26 protein-coding genes and 3 pseudogenes are annotated in these 25,507 nt (G+C 45.4%); 15 read left to right on the plus strand and 14 right to left on the minus strand.

Going from position 1 to position 25,507, the window contains the following annotated elements:
• Positions 1-49 precede the first annotated feature (49 nt).
• From MBEAL2_RS16995 to MBEAL2_RS17005, 3 genes are read left to right on the plus strand one after another with little or no spacing between them, the layout of a single operon-like run.
• Positions 50-853, plus strand: coding sequence for an ABC transporter permease (locus MBEAL2_RS16995; protein WP_047153465.1), 804 nt, complete (start codon positions 50-52; stop codon positions 851-853).
• Positions 854-859: 6 nt separating this feature from the next.
• On the plus strand, positions 860-1,672 hold the full coding sequence (locus MBEAL2_RS17000; RefSeq protein WP_047153466.1) for an ABC transporter permease: 813 nt from the start codon (positions 860-862) through the stop codon (positions 1,670-1,672).
• 27 nt (positions 1,673-1,699) lie between these two features.
• Positions 1,700-2,677 carry an ABC transporter ATP-binding protein gene (locus MBEAL2_RS17005; RefSeq protein WP_047153467.1) on the plus strand — a complete coding sequence of 326 codons (978 nt, stop codon included), beginning with the start codon at positions 1,700-1,702 and terminating at the stop codon, positions 2,675-2,677.
• A gap of 36 nt (positions 2,678-2,713) precedes the next feature.
• Here MBEAL2_RS17005 and MBEAL2_RS17010 read toward each other — a convergent pair whose 3' ends face one another.
• Positions 2,714-2,932: a hypothetical protein gene (locus tag MBEAL2_RS17010; protein ID WP_047153468.1), complete on the minus strand. Its 219-nt coding sequence runs from the start codon at positions 2,930-2,932 to the stop codon at positions 2,714-2,716.
• Positions 2,933-3,092: 160 nt separating this feature from the next.
• Between MBEAL2_RS17010 and cdaS the strand changes: the two genes are divergently transcribed.
• The 5 genes and pseudogenes from cdaS to MBEAL2_RS17035 form a co-directional block, all read left to right on the plus strand.
• Positions 3,093-3,713, plus strand: coding sequence for a sporulation-specific diadenylate cyclase CdaS (gene cdaS, locus MBEAL2_RS17015; RefSeq protein WP_047153469.1), 621 nt, complete (start codon positions 3,093-3,095; stop codon positions 3,711-3,713).
• Positions 3,714-3,839: 126 nt separating this feature from the next.
• Positions 3,840-4,583, plus strand: coding sequence for a DsbA family protein (locus MBEAL2_RS17020; RefSeq protein ID WP_052947777.1), 744 nt, complete (start codon positions 3,840-3,842; stop codon positions 4,581-4,583).
• Positions 4,580-5,014 (plus strand): disulfide oxidoreductase, encoded by a 435-nt coding sequence (locus tag MBEAL2_RS17025; protein WP_236692919.1) that lies wholly within the window; start codon positions 4,580-4,582, stop codon positions 5,012-5,014. Before MBEAL2_RS17020 ends, MBEAL2_RS17025 begins: the two co-directional genes overlap by 4 nt.
• A 57-nt stretch (positions 5,015-5,071) precedes the next feature.
• A complete protein-coding gene (locus MBEAL2_RS17030) occupies positions 5,072-5,284 on the plus strand; it encodes a hypothetical protein (protein ID WP_047153470.1) in 213 nt (70 codons plus the stop codon).
• Positions 5,203-5,943, plus strand: a pseudogene (locus MBEAL2_RS17035) (tripartite tricarboxylate transporter permease); the annotation flags it as partial. The gene MBEAL2_RS17030 and the pseudogene MBEAL2_RS17035, both read left to right, overlap by 82 nt.
• Positions 5,944-6,013: 70 nt before the next feature.
• Here MBEAL2_RS17035 and MBEAL2_RS17040 read toward each other — a convergent pair.
• Together MBEAL2_RS17040 and MBEAL2_RS32985 are read right to left on the minus strand one after the other, a co-directional pair.
• A pseudogene (locus tag MBEAL2_RS17040) lies at positions 6,014-6,971 on the minus strand (aromatic acid exporter family protein).
• A gap of 145 nt (positions 6,972-7,116) precedes the next feature.
• Complete coding sequence (locus tag MBEAL2_RS32985; RefSeq protein WP_236692920.1) at positions 7,117-7,281, minus strand: hypothetical protein; 165 nt, start codon at positions 7,279-7,281, stop codon at positions 7,117-7,119.
• A 6-nt stretch (positions 7,282-7,287) separates the two neighbouring features.
• On the opposite strand from MBEAL2_RS32985, the gene MBEAL2_RS17045 reads away from it, so the two are divergent.
• Both MBEAL2_RS17045 and MBEAL2_RS17050 read left to right on the plus strand, forming a co-directional pair.
• Entirely contained in the window at positions 7,288-8,178 is an 891-nt protein-coding gene (locus tag MBEAL2_RS17045; protein ID WP_269082485.1) for an AbrB family transcriptional regulator, read from the plus strand.
• A gap of 287 nt (positions 8,179-8,465) precedes the next feature.
• Positions 8,466-9,167 (plus strand): TerC family protein, encoded by a 702-nt coding sequence (locus tag MBEAL2_RS17050; RefSeq protein WP_236692922.1) that lies wholly within the window; start codon positions 8,466-8,468, stop codon positions 9,165-9,167.
• A gap of 40 nt (positions 9,168-9,207) precedes the next feature.
• On the opposite strand, the gene pdaA is transcribed toward MBEAL2_RS17050, so the two are convergent.
• Both pdaA and MBEAL2_RS17060 read right to left on the minus strand, forming a co-directional pair.
• Positions 9,208-9,987 (minus strand): delta-lactam-biosynthetic de-N-acetylase, encoded by a 780-nt coding sequence (gene pdaA / locus MBEAL2_RS17055; protein ID WP_047153490.1) that lies wholly within the window; start codon positions 9,985-9,987, stop codon positions 9,208-9,210.
• A 114-nt stretch (positions 9,988-10,101) separates the two neighbouring features.
• A complete protein-coding gene (locus MBEAL2_RS17060; protein ID WP_052947780.1) occupies positions 10,102-10,719 on the minus strand; it encodes a TetR/AcrR family transcriptional regulator in 618 nt (205 codons plus the stop codon).
• A 327-nt stretch (positions 10,720-11,046) separates the two neighbouring features.
• Between MBEAL2_RS17060 and helD the strand changes: the two genes are divergently transcribed.
• The 4 genes from helD (at position 11,047) to MBEAL2_RS29395 (ending at position 16,672) form a co-directional block, all read left to right on the plus strand.
• Entirely contained in the window at positions 11,047-13,395 is a 2,349-nt protein-coding gene (gene helD / locus MBEAL2_RS17065) for an RNA polymerase recycling motor HelD (RefSeq protein WP_047153492.1), read from the plus strand.
• Between the two features lie 19 nt (positions 13,396-13,414).
• Positions 13,415-14,302 carry a LysR family transcriptional regulator gene (locus tag MBEAL2_RS17070; protein WP_047153471.1) on the plus strand — a complete coding sequence of 296 codons (888 nt, stop codon included), beginning with the start codon at positions 13,415-13,417 and terminating at the stop codon, positions 14,300-14,302.
• Between the two features lie 27 nt (positions 14,303-14,329).
• Positions 14,330-14,470, plus strand: coding sequence for an LrgB family protein (locus MBEAL2_RS30320; RefSeq protein WP_439644884.1), 141 nt, complete (start codon positions 14,330-14,332; stop codon positions 14,468-14,470).
• A gap of 141 nt (positions 14,471-14,611) precedes the next feature.
• Positions 14,612-16,672 (plus strand): PAS domain-containing sensor histidine kinase, encoded by a 2,061-nt coding sequence (locus tag MBEAL2_RS29395; protein WP_052947781.1) that lies wholly within the window; start codon positions 14,612-14,614, stop codon positions 16,670-16,672.
• A gap of 224 nt (positions 16,673-16,896) precedes the next feature.
• Here the strand turns inward: MBEAL2_RS29395 and MBEAL2_RS17080 are convergent, their stop codons facing one another.
• The gene (locus MBEAL2_RS17080; RefSeq protein WP_047153472.1) at positions 16,897-19,086 is read right to left on the minus strand and encodes a sensor histidine kinase; all 2,190 of its coding nucleotides are present in this window, start codon (positions 19,084-19,086) and stop codon (positions 16,897-16,899) included.
• Complete coding sequence (locus MBEAL2_RS17085) at positions 19,064-19,756, minus strand: response regulator transcription factor (RefSeq protein WP_047153473.1); 693 nt, start codon at positions 19,754-19,756, stop codon at positions 19,064-19,066. The genes MBEAL2_RS17080 and MBEAL2_RS17085 overlap by 23 nt, the downstream gene beginning before the upstream one ends.
• A gap of 232 nt (positions 19,757-19,988) precedes the next feature.
• Here MBEAL2_RS17085 and MBEAL2_RS17090 point away from each other — a divergent pair, with 232 nt between their 5' ends.
• Positions 19,989-20,744, plus strand: coding sequence for a hypothetical protein (locus MBEAL2_RS17090; RefSeq protein WP_052947782.1), 756 nt, complete (start codon positions 19,989-19,991; stop codon positions 20,742-20,744).
• An 87-nt stretch (positions 20,745-20,831) separates the two neighbouring features.
• Here MBEAL2_RS17090 and MBEAL2_RS17095 read toward each other — a convergent pair whose 3' ends face one another.
• From MBEAL2_RS17095 to map, 7 genes and pseudogenes are all read right to left on the minus strand, one after another.
• Positions 20,832-22,253 (minus strand): sensor histidine kinase, encoded by a 1,422-nt coding sequence (locus tag MBEAL2_RS17095; RefSeq protein ID WP_047153474.1) that lies wholly within the window; start codon positions 22,251-22,253, stop codon positions 20,832-20,834.
• Position 22,254: 1 nt separating this feature from the next.
• Complete coding sequence (locus MBEAL2_RS32990; protein ID WP_236692924.1) at positions 22,255-22,599, minus strand: winged helix-turn-helix domain-containing protein; 345 nt, start codon at positions 22,597-22,599, stop codon at positions 22,255-22,257.
• Positions 22,526-22,969 carry a response regulator transcription factor gene (locus MBEAL2_RS32425; RefSeq protein WP_052947784.1) on the minus strand — a complete coding sequence of 148 codons (444 nt, stop codon included), beginning with the start codon at positions 22,967-22,969 and terminating at the stop codon, positions 22,526-22,528. Before MBEAL2_RS32425 ends, MBEAL2_RS32990 begins: the two co-directional genes overlap by 74 nt.
• Before the next feature lie 148 nt (positions 22,970-23,117).
• Positions 23,118-23,939, minus strand: coding sequence for an MBL fold metallo-hydrolase (locus MBEAL2_RS17105; protein WP_047153475.1), 822 nt, complete (start codon positions 23,937-23,939; stop codon positions 23,118-23,120).
• Between the two features lie 121 nt (positions 23,940-24,060).
• Positions 24,061-24,327, minus strand: a pseudogene (locus MBEAL2_RS33645) (GyrI-like domain-containing protein); the annotation flags it as partial.
• A gap of 59 nt (positions 24,328-24,386) precedes the next feature.
• The gene (locus MBEAL2_RS33650) at positions 24,387-24,545 is read right to left on the minus strand and encodes a GyrI-like domain-containing protein (protein WP_082129989.1); all 159 of its coding nucleotides are present in this window, start codon (positions 24,543-24,545) and stop codon (positions 24,387-24,389) included.
• A 146-nt stretch (positions 24,546-24,691) separates the two neighbouring features.
• Positions 24,692-25,438, minus strand: coding sequence for a type I methionyl aminopeptidase (gene map / locus MBEAL2_RS17115; protein WP_047153476.1), 747 nt, complete (start codon positions 25,436-25,438; stop codon positions 24,692-24,694).
• Positions 25,439-25,507 lie beyond the last annotated feature (69 nt).

Raw genomic sequence — 25,507 nt, forward strand, 5'->3', positions numbered from 1 at the left:
AATAGATAGTGTATCGGAACCGTAAGGAACACATATGCAGGAGGGATAAATGAAGCAGCTCCGAGTTTACCTTGAGTTTTCCCGGAAGGCCTTTCAGCGTTCAGCGGCTTATCGGTTTGATGCCTGGACGCGTTTGTTTTCCAATATCATTTTTTTATTTATGTGGGGTTTTATCTGGTACGGACTGTATAGTGGCAAAGGGTCTGTTGCCGGTGTTTCGTTTGAATCAATGTTAAGCTATATCGTGATTAGCCAGATGCTGCAGGGGATTCATGGAGCCGGCACGCCGTTGTGGGAAATCCAGGAGCGGGTGCGGACCGGCGATATTGCCATGGAACTCATGCGCCCGTATGATTACCCGACAAGAACCCTGTTTTCTGATTTCGGCAACATTGCTTTTCATTTTCTGACGGCGGTTCTGCCGTTGTATGTCGCTTTGTTTTGGATTTTTGATCTTCATATGCCTTCTTCTGCAGCTCAATGGGCACTCTTCCTGTTTTCCGCGATTATTGGCTATTTAATTCGATACAGCATTGAGCTGACTTTTGGTTTATTTACCTTCTGGTTAATTGAAACGGGTGGGATAGAAGATGTTTTTTATTTTTCCATTTCCTTATTTTCCGGAGCCTTTATTCCTTTGTGGTTTTTTCCGGATTGGCTGGGGAGTGTGGCTCGATTTTTACCGTTTCAAGGGATTTTCTTCATACCGAATTCCATTTTTACCGGGGAACTGCAGGGGCAGGCTTTGACGGAAGCTCTTGTTATCCAATTCGTATGGCTTGCGATTTCCTTCGCCATTCTCCGCTGGGTGTGGGCGCGGGCGTCCTTAAAGATTGTTGTACAGGGAGGGTGAGAGAGGATGATTCAATCCTGGCTGAAAGGATCCCGCCTTTATTTTCGCATGGTTGGAGCGAGCATACGGGCCCAGATGCAGTACCGCTATGCTTTTTTTATGAACATCCTGGGCTGGGCAATGAGCTATGCGGGCACGGCCGTCACCATGTGGGTCATGCTCTCCTCGTTTCACTCCCTGGAAGGCTGGACGCTGTGGGAATTAATTTTCCTCTTTGCCTTATCTGTTCTATCCTGGGGTGTATGCGTGCTTTTTTTCTTTCATTTTCGCAGCATGGATCAATATGTACTAAATGGAACGTTTGACCGTTTTTTAGTTCGGCCCATCCATCCTTTTTTTCACTTTATGGCGATGAAGTTTGACGTGGGAGCTTTCGGCCAGCTTCTGTTCAGTATCGCAGCCGTCGCTCTCGCTTACGTTCAGCTTCACCTGGATTGGCCGCTATGGAAATGGGCTGTTTTTCTTGGCGCTGTTGCTGGAGGAACGTTTATCCAGGGCGGAATTATGGTGCTCATTTCTGCTTTCGCCTTCTGGACAACACGATCGGAGCGGTTTTATTGGGTTGTCGTGTTCCCGGCAAAAAGCATGATGAACTATCCCTTGACTCTCTATCCTCGGCTTTTGCAGTGGATCGTCATCTTTGTCCTGCCGTTTGCTTTTGTGAATTACCTGCCGGCGCTGCTTTTGCTGAATAAGAATCATTCGGCCTATTCACCCTATTGGGGTTCCCTGAGCTTCCCGGTCGGCCTCCTTTTTTTTGGGATTTGCTACATGGTATGGATGAGGGGACTGAATCGTTATAAAAGTACCGGATCGTAACATAGAGAAAGGAGGGAGAAAGAGCCAGTGAACGCAATCGAAGTGAAGCATCTATCGAAGGAGTATTTTATCGCCAAACGGCAAGAGGGCATGTGGGGGGCAGTACGCAGCCTTTTTCACCGAGAATACATAAAGAAGACGGCGGTGGAGGACGTATCTTTCTCCATAGAGGCGGGAGAAATGGTCGGGTACATTGGCCCGAATGGAGCGGGAAAATCAACCACAATTAAAATGCTGACCGGTATTCTCGTGCCGACCTCCGGAGAAGTACGGGTAGGAGGGCTTATTCCTTATAAAGAAAGGCAAAAAAATGCCCGCCAGATTGGGGTTGTTTTTGGTCAGCGGTCGCAGCTGTGGTGGGATCTGCCCACCATTGAATCGTTTGAACTGCTCAAACAAATCTACTACATATCGGACGAACAATACCGTAAGAATATGGATACGTTTACGGAAATCCTCGCGTTGGACGAATTCTATCAAACACCGGTCAGGCAGCTGTCTTTAGGCCAGCGGATGCGCGCTGATATCGCCGCTTCCCTTCTGCATAATCCCTCGATTTTATTTCTGGATGAGCCAACAATCGGGCTGGATGTCGTAGCCAAGGAGCGGATGCGGACGTTTATTCAGGAGATGAATAAGGAGCGGGGTCTCACGGTTATTCTGACGACACACGATATGGCGGACATTGAAAGGTTATGCAAGAGAATGATACTGATTGATAACGGACGGGTGATGTATGACGGGGGATTGGAGAAGATTAAGGATCATTTTGGCACCTCTCGCATTCTCATCGTTGACCTGGAAAAGGATACGAGCCTGGACATTGAGGGTGTGGACCTAATCCGGGAGGAAGGGATTCGCAAATGGCTTCGGTTTAATCGTGGTGAGTATACGGCAGCCCAGCTTATTCAACTCGTTTCCGAAAGGGCGGAAATCGTGGATCTTTCTCTGCAAGAACCGGAAATCGACTCGATTATTCGCCAGATGTACGAGCAGGGCTTGTAGCATTGTTAAAAATACGGGTAGAAGCCCGTATTTTTATTATTCACTGGCTTGTGTAGCTTGAGCCCAATCCGCAAATAACCCGCTTCCATTACAGCCGGGGCAGTCATATAAATTTGTATACAAAAACTCATGCAGCAGTAGAGGATTAAAGCCTCTCCCATAGCAGTCAGGGCATATTCCCTGGGACTGCATCTCCGCTATCTTTTTTTCATATTTTGCTGCTTTCCAGTTTGATATCGCATTAAAAAATCCCATTCCGGTCACCTCAAATTGTGTTTTTCTTAGGTTGTGGAAAAAAGGAGGTTTTTATTCCTAGTTATAGTATATGTTTCGGAACAGAAATCGGAATATTGTCATATAGCAATGGCAACAGTAAAAGTAGCGGTGAAAAACGGACGGGAAACGAGGTAGACGTATGGAACAGAAAGAGTGCGACTTTTCCCCCATGAAGGCGGAATTAAAAGAGCATTTACAGAAGCTGATTGCCGACATGCAGCAAAGTTTGGAGCGGCTGGATAACGAAAGTCAATGCCTACTTGGCAGATTCGAACAAATAAGGAGAGAGTTTGCCTACATTGAATCAACAGCTGCTTCTTATTATCTAAATTGTTATTTGTCATCATTTACAGATAAATACCTGGACATCTCGATTGGTGTTCAGCACTTATCCCAGCGCCGGCACGGTGCGTTGATCGTTATCCAGAGAAATGATGGGCTTGATTCCTTAATTACCCCGGGAATTCCTGTAGGAGCGATGCTTACCTACTCTTTGATGGAGTCTATCTTCTTTCCGGGAAGCCCCATGCACGACGGTGCCGTGTTGATCCGTGCTAATCAGATCGTTTCAGCTGCAAATGTGCTCCCGCTTGCAAGTGTTTTTGTCGGCGAGGAAAAACTGGGAACGCGCCACCGTGCTGCCCTGGGCTTGACCGAACGAAGCGATGCACTGGTCATTGTCGTTTCTGAGGAGACGGGAAAAGCATCTTTTGCTTTAAACGGGAAATTATATCCGCTCAGCACCGGAGGAACGATGTAGTTCCTCTGTTTTAGCTACAATTATTCCGTTGCTTTCGTTATAATAGTCTTATAATTTTGTAATGAAGAAGTTAATAGTTAATTCATACACAAAAGTACAGGCTATGTATCGAAGCAGGGGGAAACCATGGCGAGCATGAATGAAAACAAGAAAAGAAAGCACCAACAGCAAGTAAAAGCGAGCGAGACAAAAAAAATACAGCGGCTTATGGGATGGACTCTAGCAATCATCGCCGTTGTTTGCCTTGCATTTATAGCATTTAATGCTGCTTCCGGCCCCGACACAGGCAAGATGGTTGACACAAAAGAATTTCACTATGACAAACAGCCTGCATTAGGAGCGCAAAGCGCACCCGTGAAAATGGTAGAATTTGCTGATTTCAAATGTCCCGCTTGCAGGCAATTTGAACAAGTAATCATACCACAGTTAAAGAAGGATTTTGTAGATAACGGGACGGTCCAATTGTATTTTATTAACTATCCGATTATTAGCCCTGACGCTGATTCAAGGACAGCAGCCATGGCAGGGGAGGCTGTTTTTCACCAGAACCCGGCGGAATTTTGGAAGTTTTACGAGGCCGTTTACGCTCACCAGGGGGATGAACATGTCAACTGGGCTACAGCGGACTTCCTCGTTCAAGTTGCCAGGCAGTCTAATGTTGCCGTCGATTACGAAAAACTGAAAAAGGATATCGACAGCAATACGTTCGCCCAGGATGTGAGAGATGACGAGGCGATCGTCGGCAAATTGGGCGTTGGCGGCACGCCAACGATCTATATCAACGGAATAGAAGTACCCGTAAACGACACATTCAATTATGAGGCATTAAAAGAAGCAATCGTAAAGGCCAAGGGTGAAACCGCAAAATGATAAAGGATAAAATGATGCGCTTTTTCTCTGCATACAGTCTTTATTTGGCGTGGATCGTCTCCCTTGCTGCTCTTTGCGGAAGTTTATATTTCAGTGAAATTATGAAGTTTGAACCTTGCAAGCTGTGCTGGTTTCAGCGGATTTGCATGTATCCGCTGGCCATTCTGCTTGGAATCGCCAGCTATAAAAATGATCGTGGGATTATCCCGTATGCCCAGGCTTTAAGTATCGTGGGAATGTGTATTTCCCTGTTCCATTATTTGGAACAGAAAGTTCCAGCTATGCGGGATGTGCTTCCCTGTACTGCTGGAGTCCCGTGCAGCGGACAGTATATTAATTGGCTCGGTTTTATTACCATTCCGTTTTTGGCACTGGTCGGCTTTTTTCTAATTAGTGTTTTACTTCTATTTGGAAAAACGAGCAGAGAATAAAATTCAGGACTATGATGTGTTCGCAATTGTAAGCGTTTCACAAAAAGGCAGGAACAAATGAAGAGATTACAATCTTTTACACTGCAAACCCGTATCATTATATTTGCTCTCACGATTGTAAGTTTACTTGTTATCGGTATGGGGATTTTCTTCTACTTCACGATTTCAAAAACAATCGAAGAAAAAATCGCGGCTCGCTGGTCGGCTTCTTTAAGGGGATTGTCCCAGGCTCAGGAGCGACGCTCGCTTCCTTTCTCTCCTATCTGTTAGAGAAAAAAATCAGCAAGCACCCGGAGAAGTTCGGAAAAGGAGCGATTGAGGGGGTTGCCGGACCTGAGTCCGCCAACAACGCGGCTTCCGGGGGAGCGATGATTCCGTTATTGACGCTCGGGATTCCCGGCACGGGAACGACCGCGGTGTTGATGGGGGCGCTCATTATGTACAATGTCCAGCCAGGTCCTTTATTGTTTGACGAACACCCAACCATCGCCTGGGGACTTATTGCCAGCATGTTTATCGGGAACCTAATGCTGCTGCTCCTGAATATGCCCCTGGTGAAGGTATTTGCGAAAATTATTGAAACACCGCCCAAATATTTAATTCCGATCATTGTTGCCATCTCCATTTTTGGTGTGTATGCGGTACGGGTGACAACGTTCGATTTGTTCCTGCTCATTGGCTGCGGGGTACTCGGGTATTTCTTGTCTAAAAATGACTATCCGATGGCTCTTCTTGTATTAGGCCTGGTATTGGGGCCGATGATTGAGAATAACCTGCGCAGAGCCTTAACGATTTCCAACGGGGATATGATGGTTTTTATCCACAGACCTGCTTCTCTTATCTTTCTGATTATTGCGCTGCTTTGGGTTGCGATTCCGATCATTCTCAAAATGAGAGGGAAGAACGTAATTGTAAATGAAGAGGCATAATTCCCTTTAATATGAACACTTAGCCTGAAGCTGTCTCTTTTCTTTTGAAGAGGCAAGATCAGGCTTTTTGTTATGACACCTGCGGTGGATTGGACTGAGATTGGTGTTTAATAATTAAATAGCGTTCCATTTCCCGGAGGAAATAAAATAAGTTGGCTCTCGTTTCAAATTCTTCCCGGGTTTTTGGCAGATCCGTTTGTTCCATTTCTCTTCTCATCTTCTGCAGCTTTTGTAAAAAAAGCTGAGCGGTATTGCCGGAATGAATATGATTGCTCAGATGGTCAAGAAAATCCGCGATTTTCTCGCTTTGCGGCACGGAGTACGTTAAGGTAGAAATGAGCGGAACCATGCGTTCCAGCAATTCAAACTGCTGTTCCCTCATTTCAAAGTAATGATAATAGCGGTCCTTATTCCGAAGCAGGTGGTTTTCTACCTTTCGGATGGCCAGGCTTTTCGCCCGGTTCAGCAAATCCGCTGTTTCGATGAGTTCCCTGCCATCCCATACACTTTCATGATTTCTTAAATAAACGACTAATTCTTTCATAATAATATGGAAGTTATTTTCGATTTTCTGCTGGTACTTCTGAAGCTCAACGTCCATACTTGGCATATATCCATTCATAAGCAGCCCATCCGATCCCAATGCCCATGATGGATAATTCGTTCACTAGAAAAGACAGGGAAAATTTATGAATCGAGTAAAGATGAAAGATAATAACACAGGAGGTGACAAAGCCTTCCTGAATGTTTAACCGGACTAAAAGAGGCACAAAAAGCAATAACAAAAGGAAAAGGCTGTAAGGATGGTACCCAAGGAAATAGAAAGTAATGAAGCTAAAAAGCAGTCCCAGCAGGCACGCTGAAAAACGGGCGTATGCATTTTGTAAGGAACGTTTTTTTGTAATCTGGATGCTCAGGATGGTGAGGATTCCAGCTGAAGCTGCAAATTGCAGCCCAAACCATTGAGCAAGAAAAATCGAAAGCGAAGTTCCAATGGCTGTTTTGATCGTGCGGTACCCGATTTTCATAACTTTCCCCTTCTGGACGTATGTTTTTACATTAATTTCTTTTGATATAATTATTTATTATAAATGGAATTTAGATTTTTGGTTAGTAGAATAACAAAGAGAATGATAAAACGGAGGCGGAGATGGAGGAGAGAAATAAAAAAAATTATACTTCGGCAGCAGAAGCGCTGGGTATTGCGCTGGCGGGAGCGCTGATTTTTACGGTGATACATGTCCCGCTGCCCTGGCTATTAGGCCCCATAGTTGCTGTCATGATTTGGCGGCTTGCAACTGGGAGAATACTATACTGGCCGTCTGTCTTTCGTGACATAGCCTCATTTGCCTTGGTTACATGTTAGGCTCGGCGTTTACAAGAGAAACAGCGCTGCAAATTGTCCAGCAGCTTCCCTTAATGGTGGTAACAACGGTTCTTACGATCGCCGTCGCCTTATGGTGCGGAGTCCTAACAGCCCGCCATGCCCGGACGGATATGATGAGCGGCCTATTCGGCAGTGTGCCGGGGGGATTGTCACAAATGCTGGTGATTAGCGAGGAAATAGAAGGAATAGAGGCTACTGTCGTTGTACTCATGCAAACGATCCGTGTGCTGGCTGTTGTCTTTTTTGTACCCTTTCTGGCGATACACGGCATCGGAGATGGCACCGCGGATTCACTGCCCCCTTCTTCACCGAATCCGCATACAGACGGACTTCTCTGGTATCAGTACATCTTATATGCAGCCATTCCATTCCTGGGAGCCTGGATAGGGAAACGAATTCATCTGCCAAACAGCATCCTTGCAGGGCCCCTGCTTGCAATCGCGGTTGTAGTGGTCATAGGAAAACAGGAAGCTCCTCCTTTGCCTGTGCCGCTTATTCTTCTTTCCCAGCTTGCGATCGGGATTAATATTGGCCTGCAAGTAAAACCTGACATGCTGAAGAACGCAAAATTAAGCGCTTATTCAATTGGAGGAAGTCTGGTTTTGCTTCTCTTCTCGTTGCTTCTTGCGTTCGGACTAACGATGATAACGCCAATGACGCTTACAACAGCGTTTTTAAGCACTGCTCCCGGAGGGATTGCAGAGATGGGGGTAACGGCAAAAATGGTGCATGCCGATTTATCCATGGTCAGCGGATATCATTTGTTTCGTATTTTCTTCATTATGTTTTTCGTTCCTCCCCTGCTTCAATGGTGGGTACGAAAGCGGGAGAAAAAACATAGCTTTTAATTTTATCTTGATAGATACACGAATGCTATGTTACAATTAAATAAATTTTCCATTCAATAGGACAAGCTTATTTGTTCAACTGAATTGCGAAGGGGAGTAGCGGCAAGAATCGCTCGATTCTTGATACAAAGTCGTCAGGTCGGAACTTAGGTTCCCGGCTTTGTAGGTACATCATATCGATGGTGCTAAGCGAGACTTTTGCTTTTTCACAGAGGGGACTTTTCTTTCCGTGTGAAAAAGCAAAAGTCTTTTCTTTTATTATTTTATTATTTATGGAGGTGTTTGATGTGGAAGGGGATTTTCTGGTTGGACTCATCAAAATTATTTTAGTTAACATTGTGCTGAGCGGCGACAATGCTGTTGTCATTGCTTTAGCATGCCGTAACCTCCCCAAAGAGCAGCAGAAGAAGGCTGTTTTCTGGGGAAGTTTCGGAGCGATTGCTTTAAGGGTCGTTCTGACATTTGCCGTCGTGTGGCTCCTCAAGGTTCCTTTCGTCGAAATCATCGGCGGTGCGCTGCTTCTGTGGATTGCTGTAAAGCTATTAAAAGGGGAAGAAGAAGACGGGGACTTGCAGGGCAATACGAATTTGATAGGAGCCATCAAAACGATTATTGTTGCCGATTTAGTCATGAGTTTGGATAATGTCGTGGCGGTAGCCGGAGCGGCGAACGGCAGCCTGCTGCTCATCGGGATCGGGCTGGCTATCAGTGTTCCGCTCATTATATGGGCAAGCCAGCTGCTTATGAATCTCATGAACCGCTTCCCCATTATTATCGTTTTAGGTGCAGGTCTTCTCGGCTATACAGCCGGGGAGATGATATTGAGCGATAAAGCGGTGGGCTCTTCTATTGAAGCAGTCTTCCCGCTGGGACATTACATCATCCCGGTTGCCCTGGCCGTTCTTGTCATCCTGATTGGAAAATTAGGGGCAAGAGGAAGAGGCGCATCACATGAAGTAAGCCGAGAGACGACAGTATCACACAGATAGCAAAAACAGGAGAGGATCGCCCGGATCCCCTCCTGTTTTTTTATTGTGCTTTTGTTTTTAATTGCTTCAGGCTCTTAAATTCGTACCCCTGTTTCCGTGCGTCATCAATGATTTTCCCCAGGGCTTCCGCATTGTCCTGGGAAACAGAATGGAGCAGGATCACCGCACCGGGGTGGAGCTGGGCCATAAAGCTATCGTAGGCGTATTTCCAGCCTCGCTGCGCCGTCGTATCCCAGTCTTTATAAGCAAGAGACCAGAAAACGTTCGTGTATCCAAGCTCTTTGCTAACGGCAAGCGTACGCTCGCTAAAAATTCCCCTTGGCGGGCGCAAAAAGACAACGTCTTTCTGCCCGGTAACTTCGGTTATTCCCGCTTTCACTTTGTCGAGTTCTTCTTTGATTCTATCGCTTGAAATGTTGGCCATATTCGGATGGCTCCAGGAGTGATTCCCGAGAAGATGGCCTTCTTTTACCATCCGCTTGAGAAGTTCAGGCTGATCCTTTATGTAATGTCCAGTGACAAAAAAAACAGCCGGAACTTTTTTGTCTTTAAGTACATCTAAAATTTGTGCGGTATAGCCGTATTCATAACCATTGTCAAAGGTAAGATAAATCTCCTTCTTCGTTGTGTCGGCGAGGAAAATCGCGCCGTGCTTTACTACAATATCCTTAAAGCCCTCCTGGTCGATGGAGGGGAGCTTGCCGCCCTTGCTTTTTTTGAAGCCGAAGTGGTAAGGGATGTCCTTATTCGCTTCAGCCGGGTAAACCGCTAATGAGGAAATGAGCAGCATGATAGCGGCGAAAACCATGAGACGTTTCATCATAACATTCACTCCCTTGTACATATCGCTGTTTTGGAATCAATAGTGATATCCTTCCAATAAGCTGCAGAAGATATGTACAAAGGGCTTGGAACATATGGGATTCAGTTCCTTTTACTGGGAAGAGGACGAATTCGGATCGGTCAATGAATGAAAAATGATGCGAAAGACGTCCTCGCTTCCAAGGCCGCCCGCTGAGGGGGCTACCACGTTCTGAACGCGCATGCCGTAGGAAAAAACCATAAACATGCTCCCCATCTTTTTCGCATTGATAGAAGCCGGGATCGCCCCGCGCTGCTGGCCAATCTCGATCCATGCAACAGCTGTCTGATAGGAAAACTCATACAGTTCACTTAAGATTTTTTCGATTTTCGGATTGTCCTTTTGGCTCAGGAGGTAAATAAAAATCGTATTCGAAACATTATTCCCGCTGTTATTCTCAAGCAATCCTGTGGCGATGACCTGAAACGGATTTGCAGGCGCATCTCCGCCTACCGCTTCGGTAACTGACGCCTGGAATTGATGATTCATTTCCTCGACTTTTGCCTGGAGAATAAGCCCGAAAAGCTCATCTTTGCCGGAAACATAGTGATAAATCGCCCCCTTAGACAGGCCTGTCCGTTCGATAATATCCTGCAGGGTAGTGCTGCGGCACCCTTTTTCTTTAATGAGTTGCTCGGTCGCTGCCAGCAACAGTTGAAAGCTCGGGTTTTTGCTGAAGGATTCAATCATCTTACGCGCTCCTTACTGCATCATGTGGGTTTTATTATAAGTTACTTTCTATTTATTATATACCAACGGTCGGTATGCTAAAAGGGATTTTTTAATCATTTGCCCATTGGGTCTGTGGCATTAAAAAAACCGCAGGCGCGAATAGGCCTCCGGTTTTGCATATACATATTGAACTTTATAAAAACCCATGTTAATATGAGAGATGGTCGACACAACGTGTAAGTTGTCAACTTCATATATATCCATTTTAATAATATCACAAAAAAAATAATCTGTCAAACCTTGCAGCACTAAAAAAATCAGATGAAAGGGAGCGGTACGGTGAGCATGGCGGAGAAAGAATGGCAAAAGGAACAAACCAGGGTAGATGAGGTAGTGCATCAAATCAGTGAACAAATGGACTCGCTGCAGCAGCAAGTTGGCGAGATAAAAACGGACATTGTACATATTCGCAAAAACTTCTGGGACGATGTCACAGTGAATTTTGACGATGCGCATGAGGCAGCCGAAACATACGCAAGCATGAAGCAGCAGGCCGAAGTGCTGTCGGAAAGGGAGCGCAGCCACCGGCATGCCAGAGAGCGGCTGAAAAAACTTATGCGGCTCAAGCAATCGCCCTATTTTGGGCGCATTGATTTTACAGAAGAGGGAAGCCGGCAAACGGAACGTATTTACCTTGGCCTTGCCTCCTGCCTCGATGAGAACGAGGAATATTTTCTCGTTTATGACTGGCGTGCGCCGGTGTCCAGCCTGTACTACGACTACGCGCCCGGTCCCGTGGAGTATGAAACGCCCGGCGGTACGGTTGAGGGGGTTATGGAGCTAAAACGGCAGTACATTATTCGTGACGGACACATTCGCAGTATGTTTGATACCGGCGTGACAGTAGGGGATGAGCTGCTGCAGCAAGTGCTCGGCAGACAGGCCGATGCGCAGATGAAAAGCATTGTGGCCACCATTCAAAGAGAACAGAATCAAATTATCCGTAACGAGAAGAGCCGGCTGCTTATTGTGCAGGGGGCGGCGGGCAGCGGCAAAACGTCGGCTGCTCTGCAGCGTGTCGCTTATTTATTGTACCGGTACCGCGAAACCCTGCGTGCCGAAAACATCATGCTGTTTTCCCCGAACCCGATGTTCAACAGTTACGTCTCTACGGTACTTCCCGAGCTCGGAGAAGAGAACATGCAGCAGACAACATTCCAGGAATATTTGGAACATGAGATTGGCAGGACGTTCCAGCTTGAAGACCCTTTTGCGCAAATGGAATACACGCTCACGTCCATGGACGAAGCGCGGTATGCCGAGCGCATCGAAGGCATTCGCTATAAAGCTTCTGTGGACTTTATGCATGTAATTGAACAGTACGCGAAATCTCTCGGAAGGCAGGGCATGATTTTTAAAACGCTGCGGTTCCGGGACAGAACGCTCATTTCTGCTGACCAGATGAAAGAGTATTTCTATGCGCTCGACCCTTCGATTTCAATACCGAACCGCATGAGGCTGCTTACCGAATGGCTGCTCAAGGAACTCAAAGAACAGGCACGCCTTGAGAGAAAAAAGCAGTGGGTAGAAGATGAAGTTCAACTGCTTGACAAAGACACGTACACACGGGTGTATCAAAAGCTCCGGAGCAAAAAGCAATATACGGAGGATACGTTTGACGATTTTGATCGTGAACAAAGGCTGCTTGCCAATGTTGTTGTGCAGGAGCAATTTAAGCCGCTCCGCATGCGGGTGAAACGGCTTAAATTTATCGATATGCCCGCTATCTACCGGGAGCTGTTTGCCCATCCGGGCAACATCGCCAGCTTCGCTCCAGACGGAAAGATTCCGGAAAATTGGGCAGCCATTTGTGAGGATACGGCACAAAGGCTGGATCGATCCGTGCTTGGTTATGAAGACGCAACGCCTTTCCTCGATTTGAAGGAACGGCTTGAAGGTTTCCAGACGAATACATCGATTCGCCATGTATTTATCGATGAAGCGCAGGATTATTCTCCATTCCAGTTTGCATTCATTAAGCGGTTGTTTCCGCGCGCCAAAATGACGGTGCTGGGTGATTTAAATCAGGGCATCTATGTCCATGCTGCAGCGAGTGGGGACTTTGCCTCATTAAGCTCGCTATATGAAGATGAACAGACAGAGAGGTTTGTCCTGACGCGCAGCTACCGCTCCACGCGGCCGATCGTTGAGTTTACGCGCAGGCTTATCCAGGGAGGAGAGGAGATTGAACCGTTCAACCGGGAAGGGTGTAAACCGGCCCTAATAAGAGCGGCTGATGAAGCGGATCTTGCTGCAAGGATTAGCAGACGAATTCGTGAACTCCAGGCGGAAGGACACGAGACGGTGGCCGTCATTTGCAAGACGGTCCGTGAAAGCCAGGAAGCGTACGAGATGATGAAGTCTGAGGTCCCGCTGCGCCTCATTGGAAAAGAAACAGTGTCCTTTGAGAAGGGGACCGTTGTCATTCCCGCCTATCTTGCCAAAGGGGTTGAGTTCGACGCCGTTATTATTTACAACGGCTCGCAAGCACGGTACGGGAGAGAAAGCGAACGCAGGCTGTTCTACACCGCCTGTACCCGGGCGATGCATGAGCTTTCTATTTACTTTACCGGGGAAACGAGCCCGTTCCTGTCCGCGCTCCCTCAAGATACGTACGTTTTAGAAAACGAATAAAGAAGCAGGAGCGGAATATATGGATATTCGCCAGTTGAGTTATTTTATCGAGGTGGCAAAGCAAAAAAGCTTTACCAGAGCTTCGAAGGTCCTTCACTTGTCCCAGCCGTCTCTGAGCAAAATGGTAAAAAGCCTGGAAGACGAACTGGAAGTCACACTCATCGACCGGTCTGCCAGACAGATTGAATTAACCGATGCCGGTGAAACTGTCTTTATCCACGGACAAAGAATTGTAGAGTCGCTTGGTGAGCTGTCCTCACTTTTATATGACACCATGCATTTAAAAAAAGGAAACGTAAAAATCGGGCTTCCGCCGCTGATTGGCGCTCTGTTCTTTCCCAGAATTATAAAAGGCTTTCGTGATTTGTACCCGGAGATTACGATTCAATTGGTGGAGCACGGATCGCATAAAGTGACGCAGAGTGTCGAAGAGGGAACACTTGATTTTGGAGTGGTCGTCCTACCTGTTGATGAAGAAAAATTTACGGTCGTTCCATTTGTATACGAGAAGCTTATGCTGTTCGTTCATGAATCCCATCCGCTGGCGGCGAAGCGGGAAGTCGCCATGAAGGACTTACAGCCTGAATCGTTTATTTTATTCAGTGAGGATTTTACCCTCCATGGCCGCATTATACAAGCGTGCAGGAATGCAGGATTTGAACCGAAGATAGCCTATGAAAGCTCTCAATGGGATTTTATTGGAGAAATGGTAGGCCAGGAACTTGGCATCTCTATTTTCCCTGAATCGATTGCAAAAAAAGTAAATCCAAACCATATTAGGGCCATTCCCATTGCAGAGCCTGCGATTTCATGGGAGCTCGGTGTTATTTTGAAAAAAGAGAGATACGTATCCTATGCGGCGCGGGAGTTTATTTCGTACATTTCTTCCATAATGCAACCCCTATAACAAAAACGAATAGACTTTATAATTTATATGTATTTTACGCACGGGGCAGGAACTTCAAAAGCATTTGAGATAGGGGAACTGGAAGGCACATTTTCCAGTTTGGCGATGGTCGTTGCTGCGGTTATTACGATTGTTTTTTCGTATATTTTCTTGCTTGCTTTACAATAAAATAAACAGGAAGTGCCAGCCTGCCCGAATCCCGGGCAGGCTTTTTCATTGTAGAGAAGTTTCTTGTAGTGATTTAACAATATGAATCGTTGTATACTTAAAGAAATTCTTACAATACCAGCCGAAAAGGAAGATATACAGATGAGCAAGAATTTATTGGGAATTCCAAATGATGTAGAGTCCATTTTACCCAAACCAAAGAAATTAGTTGTGGTACCGTTTATTTTTATACCAATATATTTTCTGATTGATTTTGTCATTCACTTTTCCTTGCACACCCGGTATGCAGCGATTGAGAGCCTACTGGACATTGGATTCTTTTTAGTTGCTTTATCTTTCTATCTTTACATAATAACAAAGCAGGCAAAGCAGCTTGTTTCCTCAGCCCGTGTGCTTGCCCAAAACGAAATGCTGTTAAATACTGTTTTGGATAATATGGTTGAGGTGGTAGCAGCCTGTGATAGCAACGGAAACCAGGTGTATATTAACCGCTCGTATAGTAAAACGGATATCCAACCCGGATTTTTGGATGAGCCAATACCGGCCGAGCAGCTGTCAGACTACTGGGACATTCGCTGCCCTGACGGCAAAACTCCTGTGCGGAAAGAGGAATTGCCTCTTTTTCGTGCGCTGCAAGGTATCCTTGTGGAGAACCAGGAGCTATGGAGCGGCGGACGGATATCGTTAACCAATGCACGACCGATCGTTACCCCATCCGGTGAAATTATCGGGGCTGTATCAGTTGGACACGATATCACCGAGCGCAAAAAGATGGAACTGGAATTAAGAAGAGAGCGCGACTTTATTTCTACGATCCTTAATACGCTGGATGCGCTCGTATTAGTTCTGGACAGCGAGGGGAGGGTTCAGCAATTTAACCGGATGTGTGAGCAAGTAACGGCCTATACATTTGAGGAAGTGAGAGGGAAAATATTCTGGGATGTTTTACTGCTCCCGGAGGAAGTTGAAAACATAAAGGCAACGTTTAAAAAAATGGTAGCCGGCGATTTCGCAAATCAGCACGATAATTACTGGATTACAAAAGATGGGACGAGGCGGTTCATTACATGGTCCGATGCTGTGTTTTTTGATTCAGAAAAAAAGGAAAAGTACGTGATTGCGACTGGAATTGACATCACAGAACGGAGAAAAACGGAAGAGGAACTGTGGAATATGACGCAGACACTGCAGGCGGTCATCCAGGCATCCCCTCTCGCCATTATTACCGGCAACCCGGATGGGACGGTAAAGATGTGGAATCAGGCAGCCAAGGCAATGTTCGGCTGGACGGAACAGGAGGTTATCGGTGTTCTTCTTCCGACGGTCCCGGAAGAAAGGCACGAAAGTCTTCGGAAAGACTTAACGTGTATTCTACAGGGAAAAGCGATGACGAATGTTGAAACAACACTGAGGAGAAAAGACGGCTCTTTCATTGATGCGAGCCTTTCCTCGGCTAGAATGCACGATGTGGATGGCAATGTAAACGGTTTTGTAAACATTATCGTTGATATTACGGAACGTAAAAAAACGGAAGAAATGCTTAGAAAATCCGACAAATTAAATATTATTGGGGAGCTCGCAGCCGGGGCGGCCCATGAAATACGAAATCCGCTGACAAGCCTTAAAGGCTTCTTGCAGTTGCTGCGTCTAAAGGTTGAAGAAACACAGTATGTTGATATTATGCTTTCCGAAGTGGAACGAATTAACTTTATTGTCAGTGAGTTTCTCGTGCTTGCCAAACCGCAGGCAGTCCATTTCCAGCGCAAACCTCTCCTTCCGATGCTGGAAAGGGTTGTTTTACTGTTGAATTCCGAAATGAACCTGAAGAATAATTTTGTGTTTATCAAAAGCGGGTTTGAAGGTGTTTTGATAAACTGTGAAGAGAACCAGCTGATGCAGGTGTTTATTAATGTTCTCAAGAATGCAATTGAAGCGACGCCTCCAGGGGGAGAAATATATATAGAAGGCACAAAACTAGCCGGGAACAAAGTCGCGATTCGCTTTGTTGATGAGGGATGTGGTATCCCTGAGGAACAGCTGGCAAAAATCGGAACTCCCTTCTATACAACGAAGGAAAAGGGGACTGGGCTCGGATTGATGGTGAGCCAGAAAATTATTGAAAACCATAAAGGGTATATGGACATTAGGAGCGTAAGAAATCAGGGTACGGTCGTTGAAGTTGTGCTGCCGATAGAGAAGTAGTTTTAAGTATTTTTAGAGAAGTTTAGCAGCTGCCAGGACGTTATCCTGGCAGTGCATCGCTTTGGTTTTTTAGAATGTAATAAGTTATCTGATAAACAAACCCTTCTATTTTCCTTATTAATTCTAAACAAAAGAAAGAGTCTCCTCGTTGAGCCTGCCCTATTATTTTTTTATCTACCATACCATTTTCCTTTTTGTCCAATAGATTGATTTGCTTCTAACCTTCATGGAGTTACTCTGGAATTAAGTCGTACGGTTACCTTAAATACATCATCATCGATTTCAATCTCTAAGCTTCCTTCATGAAGGTCAATAATTGACTTGGCGATAGCCAGACCAAGACCCGAGCCTTCTGTGTGACGAGACGTGTCGCCTCGTTTAAATCGTTCAAATAACTCCTCGGTATTGCCTCCCAGTTCGTATTTCATCACATTTTTGAAGGTCATGACGACCTGATTGGAAACCATTTTTATAGAAATGTAAACCCGGGTATTTTCTAATGCATACTTTAGAATGTTTCCAATGAGGTTGTCGAACACACGCCACAATTTTTGCCCATCGACAAAGGCATAAACCGGGGTATCTGGAGTTGTTACGCGAAATTGCAGCATGGAAGCATTCATTTGATTATTATATTCGGCAAGAGCCTGCTGTAATAATTGAATTAAATCGACTTTTTCTTTCGCCAAATCCACATTGCCACTGGCCATTTTAGACACTTCAAATAAATCATCAATGAGAACTTTTAAGCGTTTGGATTTACGATCAACAATTTCGAGATAGGAATTCCGATCTTCCTCTGACAAACCCGGTGTTTTTAATAGTTCCGTGTACGTAATAATCGAAGTTAAGGGTGTACGTAAATCATGGCTCACATTCGTAATTAACTCTGTTTTTAGCCGTTCGCTTTTCGCCTGTTCTTTTTGGGATGTTTTGACCCCATGCTTTAGCAGGTTGATATTATCAGCCAGGGTGGCAAGGGCGAATTTTCCTTTGACAGGTAAATCAGGCAGTAAATTTCCATGTGTTATTTCATTCGTATACAAAAGAATCTGATTAAAGTATCCTGTACGTTTAACGAGGAGAATGAGAATCGGCAGTGCAATCACGAAAAACCCTGCAGCATAAAAGATTAGAAGATTAGGATTTATCAATACGATACTGAACCCTGCGCCAAAAACAAAGACAAGGATTAATAAAATCAAGACCTGTGTTCCGATCCTCCGGATTCTAAATGCATTTCTGACACCCTTATACAAGTTGTTTACTGCACTTTTTTGTAAGTCCTCATTAAGGGGCGTTTCATCCTTCACCCTGGCCAAGAAATAGATTCCTTGCACAAGAGTAAGCGTAACGAAAAAGGTAGTAACCCCTAAATCAACTACCCATTCAGAGATTGAACGATACGAATAAACATGATTATTTCGCAGTATAAGAAGGGTAATCAAACCGCTGAACGCCAGGATAACAAATCCGATATCAATCGGCACTCGTTTGTAATATGACTGCCCTGTTACCGGTGCGATGAACGAGAAAACAGGGAGTTTTTTTAGCAGATAAAGACTAAGAAGAAAAGCTGCGATCCCACTAATCGTGTGGATGTAAAAGATAATTTGCCTGTTTTCAAATTCATAATAATTGGATAAAATCGAACCTGCGGTAACCGATGACTTCGGAATCGCTATCTGACCTTCAAAGAGCTTTGCTTTTCTTGCTGAAATGACTTGTTCAAGGCTCGAAGACCGTCCTTCTGTTGAAAGTGGGCCGTAGGTAGATGAAGGATACGTACGAATGAATGCCATATTTTTCGAATCAATCGATGGGTTACCGGAAGCATTTTTTATATTGGTATAAACCGTTCCGCTTTCTATATCTTTTAGATAATAGAGAAGTACTTGTTTGTACTTAATAAAATCCGCACGCTGATTTTCAATTTCGCGGTAATAATCACTGATTTTCTGTTCTTTTTCTTTTCTAACCTTGCCCCGGACATATTCATCATTTTGGAAATTCATCGTGATGTCTTTAATTTTCGTATCACGTTCGGCGGTATAGGCGTTTGCCATAGCTCGATTTTTGGATGTAATTGCCTCCTGAATTTGCCCCTCATACTGGGCTTTAATATTATCAATTTGTTGTGGCAAATCACCATATCGAAAACGGTGCTCATTTATTTCTTCGCCTGTTACGGTAACGAACTTTTTAGCTTCTTGTTCCGGTATGTAATTTAATTCAAATAGGGTTAAACTATCAATCATTTGATCAAGTTGACTTTGAAACTCGGGGGTCTGAAAGTAATCCTTTTTGGTATATTCTTCTCCATGTAATAATCCCGTTATGATACCACTGAGGCCATGTGAGAAGAGAAGAAGCCAAACGGCCACGATCCATTTATTTTTCCATTTTGTATCCAATTCCCCAAACCACCTTTAAATACCTTGGATTTTTAGCATCAATTTCAATTTTTTCTCGTATTTTACGGATATGTACAGCCACGGTATTTTCCGCGTTGTAACCAGGCTCTTTCCATACCCGCTCATAAATTTCATCAATCGAATAAACACGGCCGGCGTTCTTTATGAGCAATTCCACAATCCTGTATTCAATGGGGGTGAATTTTACAGGCTCTCCCTGAAGAGCGACCTCTTTTGCTGCTTCATTTAACGTTAAGTCATTCAATCGGATTACTTTTTCTGCTCCTTGATAAGTTCCTAGTGTCATATATCTTCGTAGCTGGGATTTTACGCGTGCAATCAGTTCCAGCGGACTAAAGGGCTTCGTGATATAATCGTCGGCACCGATCTGAAGACCGAGAATTTTGTCTGTGTCCTCCATTTTTGCACTTAAGATGATAATGGGGATGTTTTTTTCCTCGCGTATCTTAATGGTGGTAGCAATCCCGTCAAGCCGTGGCATCATAATATCCAAAATAATGAGTTGGATGTCGTGCTCATGTAATTTTTCAATCGCTTCGATACCGTCTTTCGCTTTAACAACGGTAATCCCATCGTTTTTAAGATAAATTTCGATAGCATCTCGAATTTCTTTTTCGTCATCGACAACCAGTACCGTGTATTGGTTCATTTCCTTCACCTCCTTTCAAAGTATAACATCATTGATATATTCACATTGTAGAAAACACTTCTTAAAATCGGGTAAGTATAAATCTTAAGGTTTTCTTAAGAACAAGAGAATTTTTTATGTGGATGAATCAATTTCATAATGAATTGTGGGTGATTGACATATTCGTGACATAATTCGCCTGTACAATGCTTCCTGTACACAATAAATACATGTTTAGGAGGTTTGTACATTGATGAGTTTAAAAAAGCCCATGATTGCAACGGCATTAGGAACCTTGATAGCGGCTGGTTCGTTCGGTTCGGCGTTTGCCGCTAGCGCCGAGGAGGCTTCCGCACCTGCCGCAAATCCTGTTAACCAGGAGCAGGCAAAGGTAAAGCTGCTATCCCTTAAAGACACGGCCGAATACCAATCCTGGCAAACGCTTGTTCAGCAAAACAAAGTACTGCAGGAGCAGCTAAAAAACCAGCGGGAAATCAACCAGCAGGCGTGGGGTGCCGTAAAAGGAGCAGCATCTCCCGAATTGCGCAGCCATGTAAAACAGGTGCTTTCCGAAACGAAAACGCTTCGCGAAAACAACAAGGCGCTTCTTGAGCAGCTAAAAGCGGCGAAAGCAAGCAAGGACAAAGAGAAGGTTCAATCGTTAAAACAGCAGATAGCAGCGAATCATCAAGCGATTGAAGCGAAGCTGACAGCGATTAAACCTGATTTAGAAGCGGTTAAACAGCTTGGAGCAAAGCTGAAAAATATAAAAACACTTGTACAGCCGATTCGGGAGGCAAAAAAAGCCGACTGGCAAAAGGTAGCACAGCTGCGTGAACAGCTGAAAAGCACGGTGAAACAGGCAAAAGACAGCCGTAAACAAAACAATGCAGCTGAAATGACGGCCCAGCTTAACGAAGCAGCTAATCTCCTGCAGCAAATTATGACACTGAAAAATGAAATTATCACACAAAAATCGCAAATTGCCGCTGTTTTAAAACAACAGTAAATAAAAGAAAGCACCCGGCGACAGGGTGCTTTTTTTGTGATATAGAAAACTATATGTTGCTTCAAGATCATAGAGTAAGAATTGTATTTAAGAGAGGGGGAGGGGCAAATAAAGGGTGAAAGTTGTACCTTTGCCCGGTGCTGAATCAACGGTAATGTTGCCGTTCATCAACTCCACTAAGTGCTTCGTTATTGTTAAGCCAAGCCCGCTCCGTTCCTCGTGTGATGTGCGGGCGGACTTCTCCGTGTAGAAACGTTCCCAAATAAGCGGCAGTTTCTCCGGTTCAATCCCTTTCCCGGTATCGGTTACCGTAATCTCTGCTTGATTGTTAATTACGCGTGAAGAAACCGTAATGCTTCCCCCTTCCGGCGTATGCCGTATGGCGTTGTCCAGTAAATTAAATAAAACTTGCTTCAGCCGTTCCGGATCGCCAAACACCTTCACATTCGCTTCTTCCGGATTCAGAATGTGAAAATGAATAGACTTCTCTTCCATTCTGACCCGAACGCTTTCGCCGACACTTTCTACGAGGGTGGACCAGCGAATCGGCACCGGATGAAGCGTGATTCTCCCGGACTCAATCGCTGACAGATCGAGCATCGTAGTAAGCAGCGTGTTTAAGCGGTTTAACTCCCTGTAAGAAATGTCTAAATAACGCTGCTGCTGCTCGGCTGGGATGACACCCTCCGCCATTCCTTGAATAAATCCGCGCACAGAGGTGAGCGGGGTGCGCAGCTCATGAGATACGTTGGCGATAAGCTCCTTTCGCATCATTTCCATTTTCTCCAGCTGCTCTGCCATATGGTTAAAGTTTACCGCCAGCTGGGCAACCTCGTCCTTTCCCTCAACATGAACGCGTTCCTTGAAGTTTCCCTGCCCGATAAATCGGACCGCCCAATTCATCCGGACGAGCGGCAGAGAGATTTTACGCGACACAAAATACAGGACGAGAACGGCGGGAACCGCCACGATGAGGGCAGCGCCAATAATGAGCCGGGTTATCTGGCCGGTTTGGATTTCGCGAACCGGCGTATGTAGAAAAAGAGCGCCGATTACTTTGCCGTCCTTTTGCACCGGAACACCGATAGAGAGCATAAGCTGGTTGTCGGATTTTTTAAAAGGGCCTACATTCTCTGCGTTATGGCCCGATAGCACCGTCTCGATGATGGAAGGATTAAGAACTTCGTTTCTTTTTATTAACTTCTTCGCCATCTTAGGGATGCTGCGCAGATTGCTGCCATCTTCCAGCAATAATAAATCCATCTTTATGTTTGCGACACGCCGGTTATGGCTGATCGTTTTTTCAAATTGAGGATAGACCGAAGGGTTAACATCAACCTGTTGAAGCAGTTCGAGAATACTGTCTGCCTGGCGGTATAGCACCTGTTCCTTTTGCTGGATGAGAAAATGTTGAAGTGAAAAGTTAAGAAGAACGGCCAGCAGCGTAAATCCAACGAGAATAATCGTAATGTAGCTGGCCAGCAGCCTGCGAAAGATGGAGGTAAACATATCACGCCTCCACCTTAAACTTATATCCTGCCCCCCGCACGGTTTCAATCGACCAACTTGTATGATCGTCGGATAGTTTCTGGCGGAGGCGCTTCACAAAAACATCAACCACTCTGTCTTCACCTTCATAGTCTTCGCCCCATACTAAATCCAGCAGCTGCTGCCGGTCCAGCACCTGGTTTGGGTGCTGCACAAAGGTAAGCAATAGCTGATACTCGCGGGGAGTTAAATCAACATACTCATCTTCAATCGTAACAGTATGCCCTGCCGTGTCAATTTTGAGGGTGTCCCACTGTACCGTTCCTGCCGGAGGGGGTTGCCGGGTATTTGTATACGTACGGCGCAAAAGCGAAAAAAACGCGTGCCACCAGTTCGTTCGGATCGAATGGTTTGACTACATAATCGTCTGCCCCGAGGCCAAACCCGTGAAGCTTGTCTTCGCTTTCTCCTCTGGCCGTCAGCATAATAATCGGCAGATTGCTTGTTTTTCGTATGGATTCGCATATTTCCCATCCGTCCATGCCAGGGAGCATAATATCGAGAATTAACAGATGAGTGTTTTTTGTTTCTACGATGCTGATTGCTTCCCTGCCGTCATAAGCCGGGAGAGCAACAAAGCCTGCTTTTTGTAAGTAAAGAATAATGAGCTCTGTAATGTATTGGTCGTCGTCTGCAACAACAATCGTAAATTGCTTTGCGTTTTGAAATTCCTTCATGCCGGCTCCTCTATTTCTTTGCGTGTACTAGCTTTATTATAAAGCGAGTCGCAGTGAAAAGCAGGAAAAATTTTAAAGCAAACAAAACAAGGGACATCTCTTCTACAGATGTCCCCTGTAACGTCTAGGACATGGCAGGATGTTCGGGTTAATCAGCGTACAGGCTTTCCCTTGGAATAGAAATCCTGTCAAAATCCCGTGCCAGCCTTTCCAACCCTTGTGATAATGATTCCCCCGACATAGGCAGCCCGTGGCCGGTAACTGCGATGGATGGTTTTAAAGCTTCGAGTCGTTTTACCGACTCCCACGCTGCCTGCCAGTCAGGCGTAAAATAAGCCGGCGGTCCGTTTAATTCCTGTTCCTGGGTTATGACCTTATAAAGTGATTCCTGTTTTACGGTCACAAACGCATCCCCTGCAAGCAGAACACGGTCTGCATCGCGAAAAAAGGAGATGTGGCCGGGCGTATGGCCCGGGGTGTGAATCCAGCGCCAGCCTGGCATTACTGGAATGCTTCCGTCAGAAGGAAGCTTTCTCGCATGGCTGCCTAAATCGATGCCGTGACGCGGGAACAGGGGAGACATCTTTGCTACAAGTCCGCTGTCAGACCCGGGGTCGGCCGGCGGATACTCGGACTTGCCGGTTAAATACGGCATTTCAAGTTCATGCGCATAAACGGGAACGTTCCATTGCTCCGCCAATTCAGGGAGCGCACCCACATGGTCAAAATGTCCGTGTGTGAGAACGATTGCTTTCGGCGGATGATTCGGCCCAAAACGATCTTCGGCTTCCCGAATAATCGTGTCGGCGGAACGGGGCATGCCCGCATCAATAAGAACCCACTCACTGGATTGTTTCGGCTCGCCCACAAAGCAGACGTTGACAATTTGAATCGGCAGGCAGAATATATCCGGTGTCACTGTTTGGCCTTCGCCGCTCGTTACCGACGTCATTGGAATAAATTCATCCATAATAAAATACCTCCCATCTTAAAGATATACCTTTTGTCATTACCCGGATATTGTTTGTATGATTCGGCAGGATTATGAACAGAAAGAAGTTTATGTAATAGAGGGAGGTATTCTATTAGATTTATTTTAAGGCAATATAAATTTCTACCTGTGCATTGTTAGAATCGAAGCTGCGTTCATCGTACAGCTCGAAGTCTCCGCTGAAAGCCCGTTCAATGTTCGAGTTGGTTGTCCACTCCCAAATAAACGCCCAGGCTTCCGGTACAACTTTAAAAAGGGGGCCTGCAGGTGTGGTGAAAACGGCATAGTTAGCTGCCGGGATTGTTTTTGCAACCATTCCATCGGGAATCTGGTTAAAGCCGCTTACTTCTTCACCTGCAACCATAACATATGAGCCGGAAACACCATTTTCGTATTCGGTATATAGGCCAAGTGTAGTCCCAGGCGTTAGCTATTTGGAATTCGTTCGGCGGTTTGCTGTCCGTAATATGTATTCCAGAGCTTAGGAATTTCACCATCCCCTTTGCTTTCGTGTTCGTTTGTTGTTCTTGCTGCAATTCCAATTACTTTGATTTCGGGTTTTTCAACGATTCGAGGCTGATTCATTTATCCATCTCCCTTATCTATATTTTCTTGTCCGTACAATCTAAGCTGACTTATGTATATTTTACCAAACAAACGTTCGATTTGTAAAACATATTTTAACAAAAAAAGGACGACAAATCGTACGCTGTCGTCCCTTTCCGGTTTATTCACTGCTCTGTTAAAATAACAGGGCCTTCACTCGTAATCGCGATAGTGTGTTCGTATTGCGCCGAGAGGCTTTTGTCCGCCGTTCTTGCTGTCCACCCATCGGGGTCAACTTTAGAATGGAATTTCCCTGTATTAATCATCGGCTCGATTGTAATAACCATGCCTTCCTTTAACCGGGGGCCTTTTCCGGCAGGGCCGAAATGGGGGACCTGGGGATCTTCATGCATGTCTTTGCCAATCGCATGCCCAACAAAGTCCCGGACGACCGAAAAACCTTCCGATTCGGCATACGATTGGATAGCGTGGGAGATATCGCCAATCCGGTTGCCGATGACAGCTTTCTCGATTCCCTTGTAAAGGCATTCCTTCGTTACTTTGAGCAGGCGCCGGGCTTCATCAGAAACCTTTCCGACCGGATAGGACCACGCGGAGTCGGCAAGCCATCCGTTCAAGTTGACAACCATGTCGATCGTGACAATGTCGCCTTCTTTCAGCGGATTCTTATTAGGAAAACCGTGGCAGATGACGTCGTTCACAGAAGCGCATGTGGCATACGGATAACCGTGATACCCCTTCTGTTCAGGGGTGGCCCCGTGCCGTTGTAAATACTTCTCGACAAACTGGTCGATTTCCATTGTTGTGATACCCGGTTTAATGATTTTGGCGATTTCTTTATGACAGGAAGCTAATATCTCTCCGGCCTTTTTCATTAATGCGATCTCTTCTTTTGTTTTTAAAGTAATCAAAATGTGCACCTCTCTTGTATTTGTATACTACATAGTATACTTAAAATTAAAAGAAAGCTCTCGTTATAC

The organism is Aneurinibacillus tyrosinisolvens (genome assembly GCF_001015055.1).
Classification (GTDB): domain Bacteria; phylum Bacillota; class Bacilli; order Aneurinibacillales; family Aneurinibacillaceae; genus Aneurinibacillus_A; species Aneurinibacillus_A tyrosinisolvens.

Coding starts and splice junctions, on each gene's coding strand:
- MBEAL2_RS16995 (WP_047153465.1), top strand. CDS start 50: ATGAAGCAGCTCCGAGTTTACCTTGAGTTTTCCCGGAAGGCCTTTCAG.
- MBEAL2_RS17000 (WP_047153466.1), top strand. CDS start 860: ATGATTCAATCCTGGCTGAAAGGATCCCGCCTTTATTTTCGCATGGTT.
- MBEAL2_RS17010 (WP_047153468.1), bottom strand. CDS start 2,932: ATGGGATTTTTTAATGCGATATCAAACTGGAAAGCAGCAAAATATGAA.
- cdaS (WP_047153469.1), top strand. CDS start 3,093: ATGGAACAGAAAGAGTGCGACTTTTCCCCCATGAAGGCGGAATTAAAA.
- MBEAL2_RS17020 (WP_052947777.1), top strand. CDS start 3,840: ATGGCGAGCATGAATGAAAACAAGAAAAGAAAGCACCAACAGCAAGTA.
- MBEAL2_RS17025 (WP_236692919.1), top strand. CDS start 4,580: ATGATAAAGGATAAAATGATGCGCTTTTTCTCTGCATACAGTCTTTAT.
- MBEAL2_RS17030 (WP_047153470.1), top strand. CDS start 5,072: ATGAAGAGATTACAATCTTTTACACTGCAAACCCGTATCATTATATTT.
- MBEAL2_RS32985 (WP_236692920.1), bottom strand. CDS start 7,281: ATGTCACGAAAGACAGACGGCCAGTATAGTATTCTCCCAGTTGCAAGC.
- pdaA (WP_047153490.1), bottom strand. CDS start 9,987: ATGAAACGTCTCATGGTTTTCGCCGCTATCATGCTGCTCATTTCCTCA.
- MBEAL2_RS17060 (WP_052947780.1), bottom strand. CDS start 10,719: ATGATTGAATCCTTCAGCAAAAACCCGAGCTTTCAACTGTTGCTGGCA.
- helD (WP_047153492.1), top strand. CDS start 11,047: ATGGCGGAGAAAGAATGGCAAAAGGAACAAACCAGGGTAGATGAGGTA.
- MBEAL2_RS17070 (WP_047153471.1), top strand. CDS start 13,415: ATGGATATTCGCCAGTTGAGTTATTTTATCGAGGTGGCAAAGCAAAAA.
- MBEAL2_RS30320 (WP_439644884.1), top strand. CDS start 14,330: ATGTATTTTACGCACGGGGCAGGAACTTCAAAAGCATTTGAGATAGGG.
- MBEAL2_RS29395 (WP_052947781.1), top strand. CDS start 14,612: ATGAGCAAGAATTTATTGGGAATTCCAAATGATGTAGAGTCCATTTTA.
- MBEAL2_RS17085 (WP_047153473.1), bottom strand. CDS start 19,756: ATGAACCAATACACGGTACTGGTTGTCGATGACGAAAAAGAAATTCGA.
- MBEAL2_RS17090 (WP_052947782.1), top strand. CDS start 19,989: ATGAGTTTAAAAAAGCCCATGATTGCAACGGCATTAGGAACCTTGATA.
- MBEAL2_RS17095 (WP_047153474.1), bottom strand. CDS start 22,253: ATGTTTACCTCCATCTTTCGCAGGCTGCTGGCCAGCTACATTACGATT.
- MBEAL2_RS32425 (WP_052947784.1), bottom strand. CDS start 22,969: ATGAAGGAATTTCAAAACGCAAAGCAATTTACGATTGTTGTTGCAGAC.
- MBEAL2_RS17105 (WP_047153475.1), bottom strand. CDS start 23,939: ATGGATGAATTTATTCCAATGACGTCGGTAACGAGCGGCGAAGGCCAA.
- MBEAL2_RS33650 (WP_082129989.1), bottom strand. CDS start 24,545: ATGAATCAGCCTCGAATCGTTGAAAAACCCGAAATCAAAGTAATTGGA.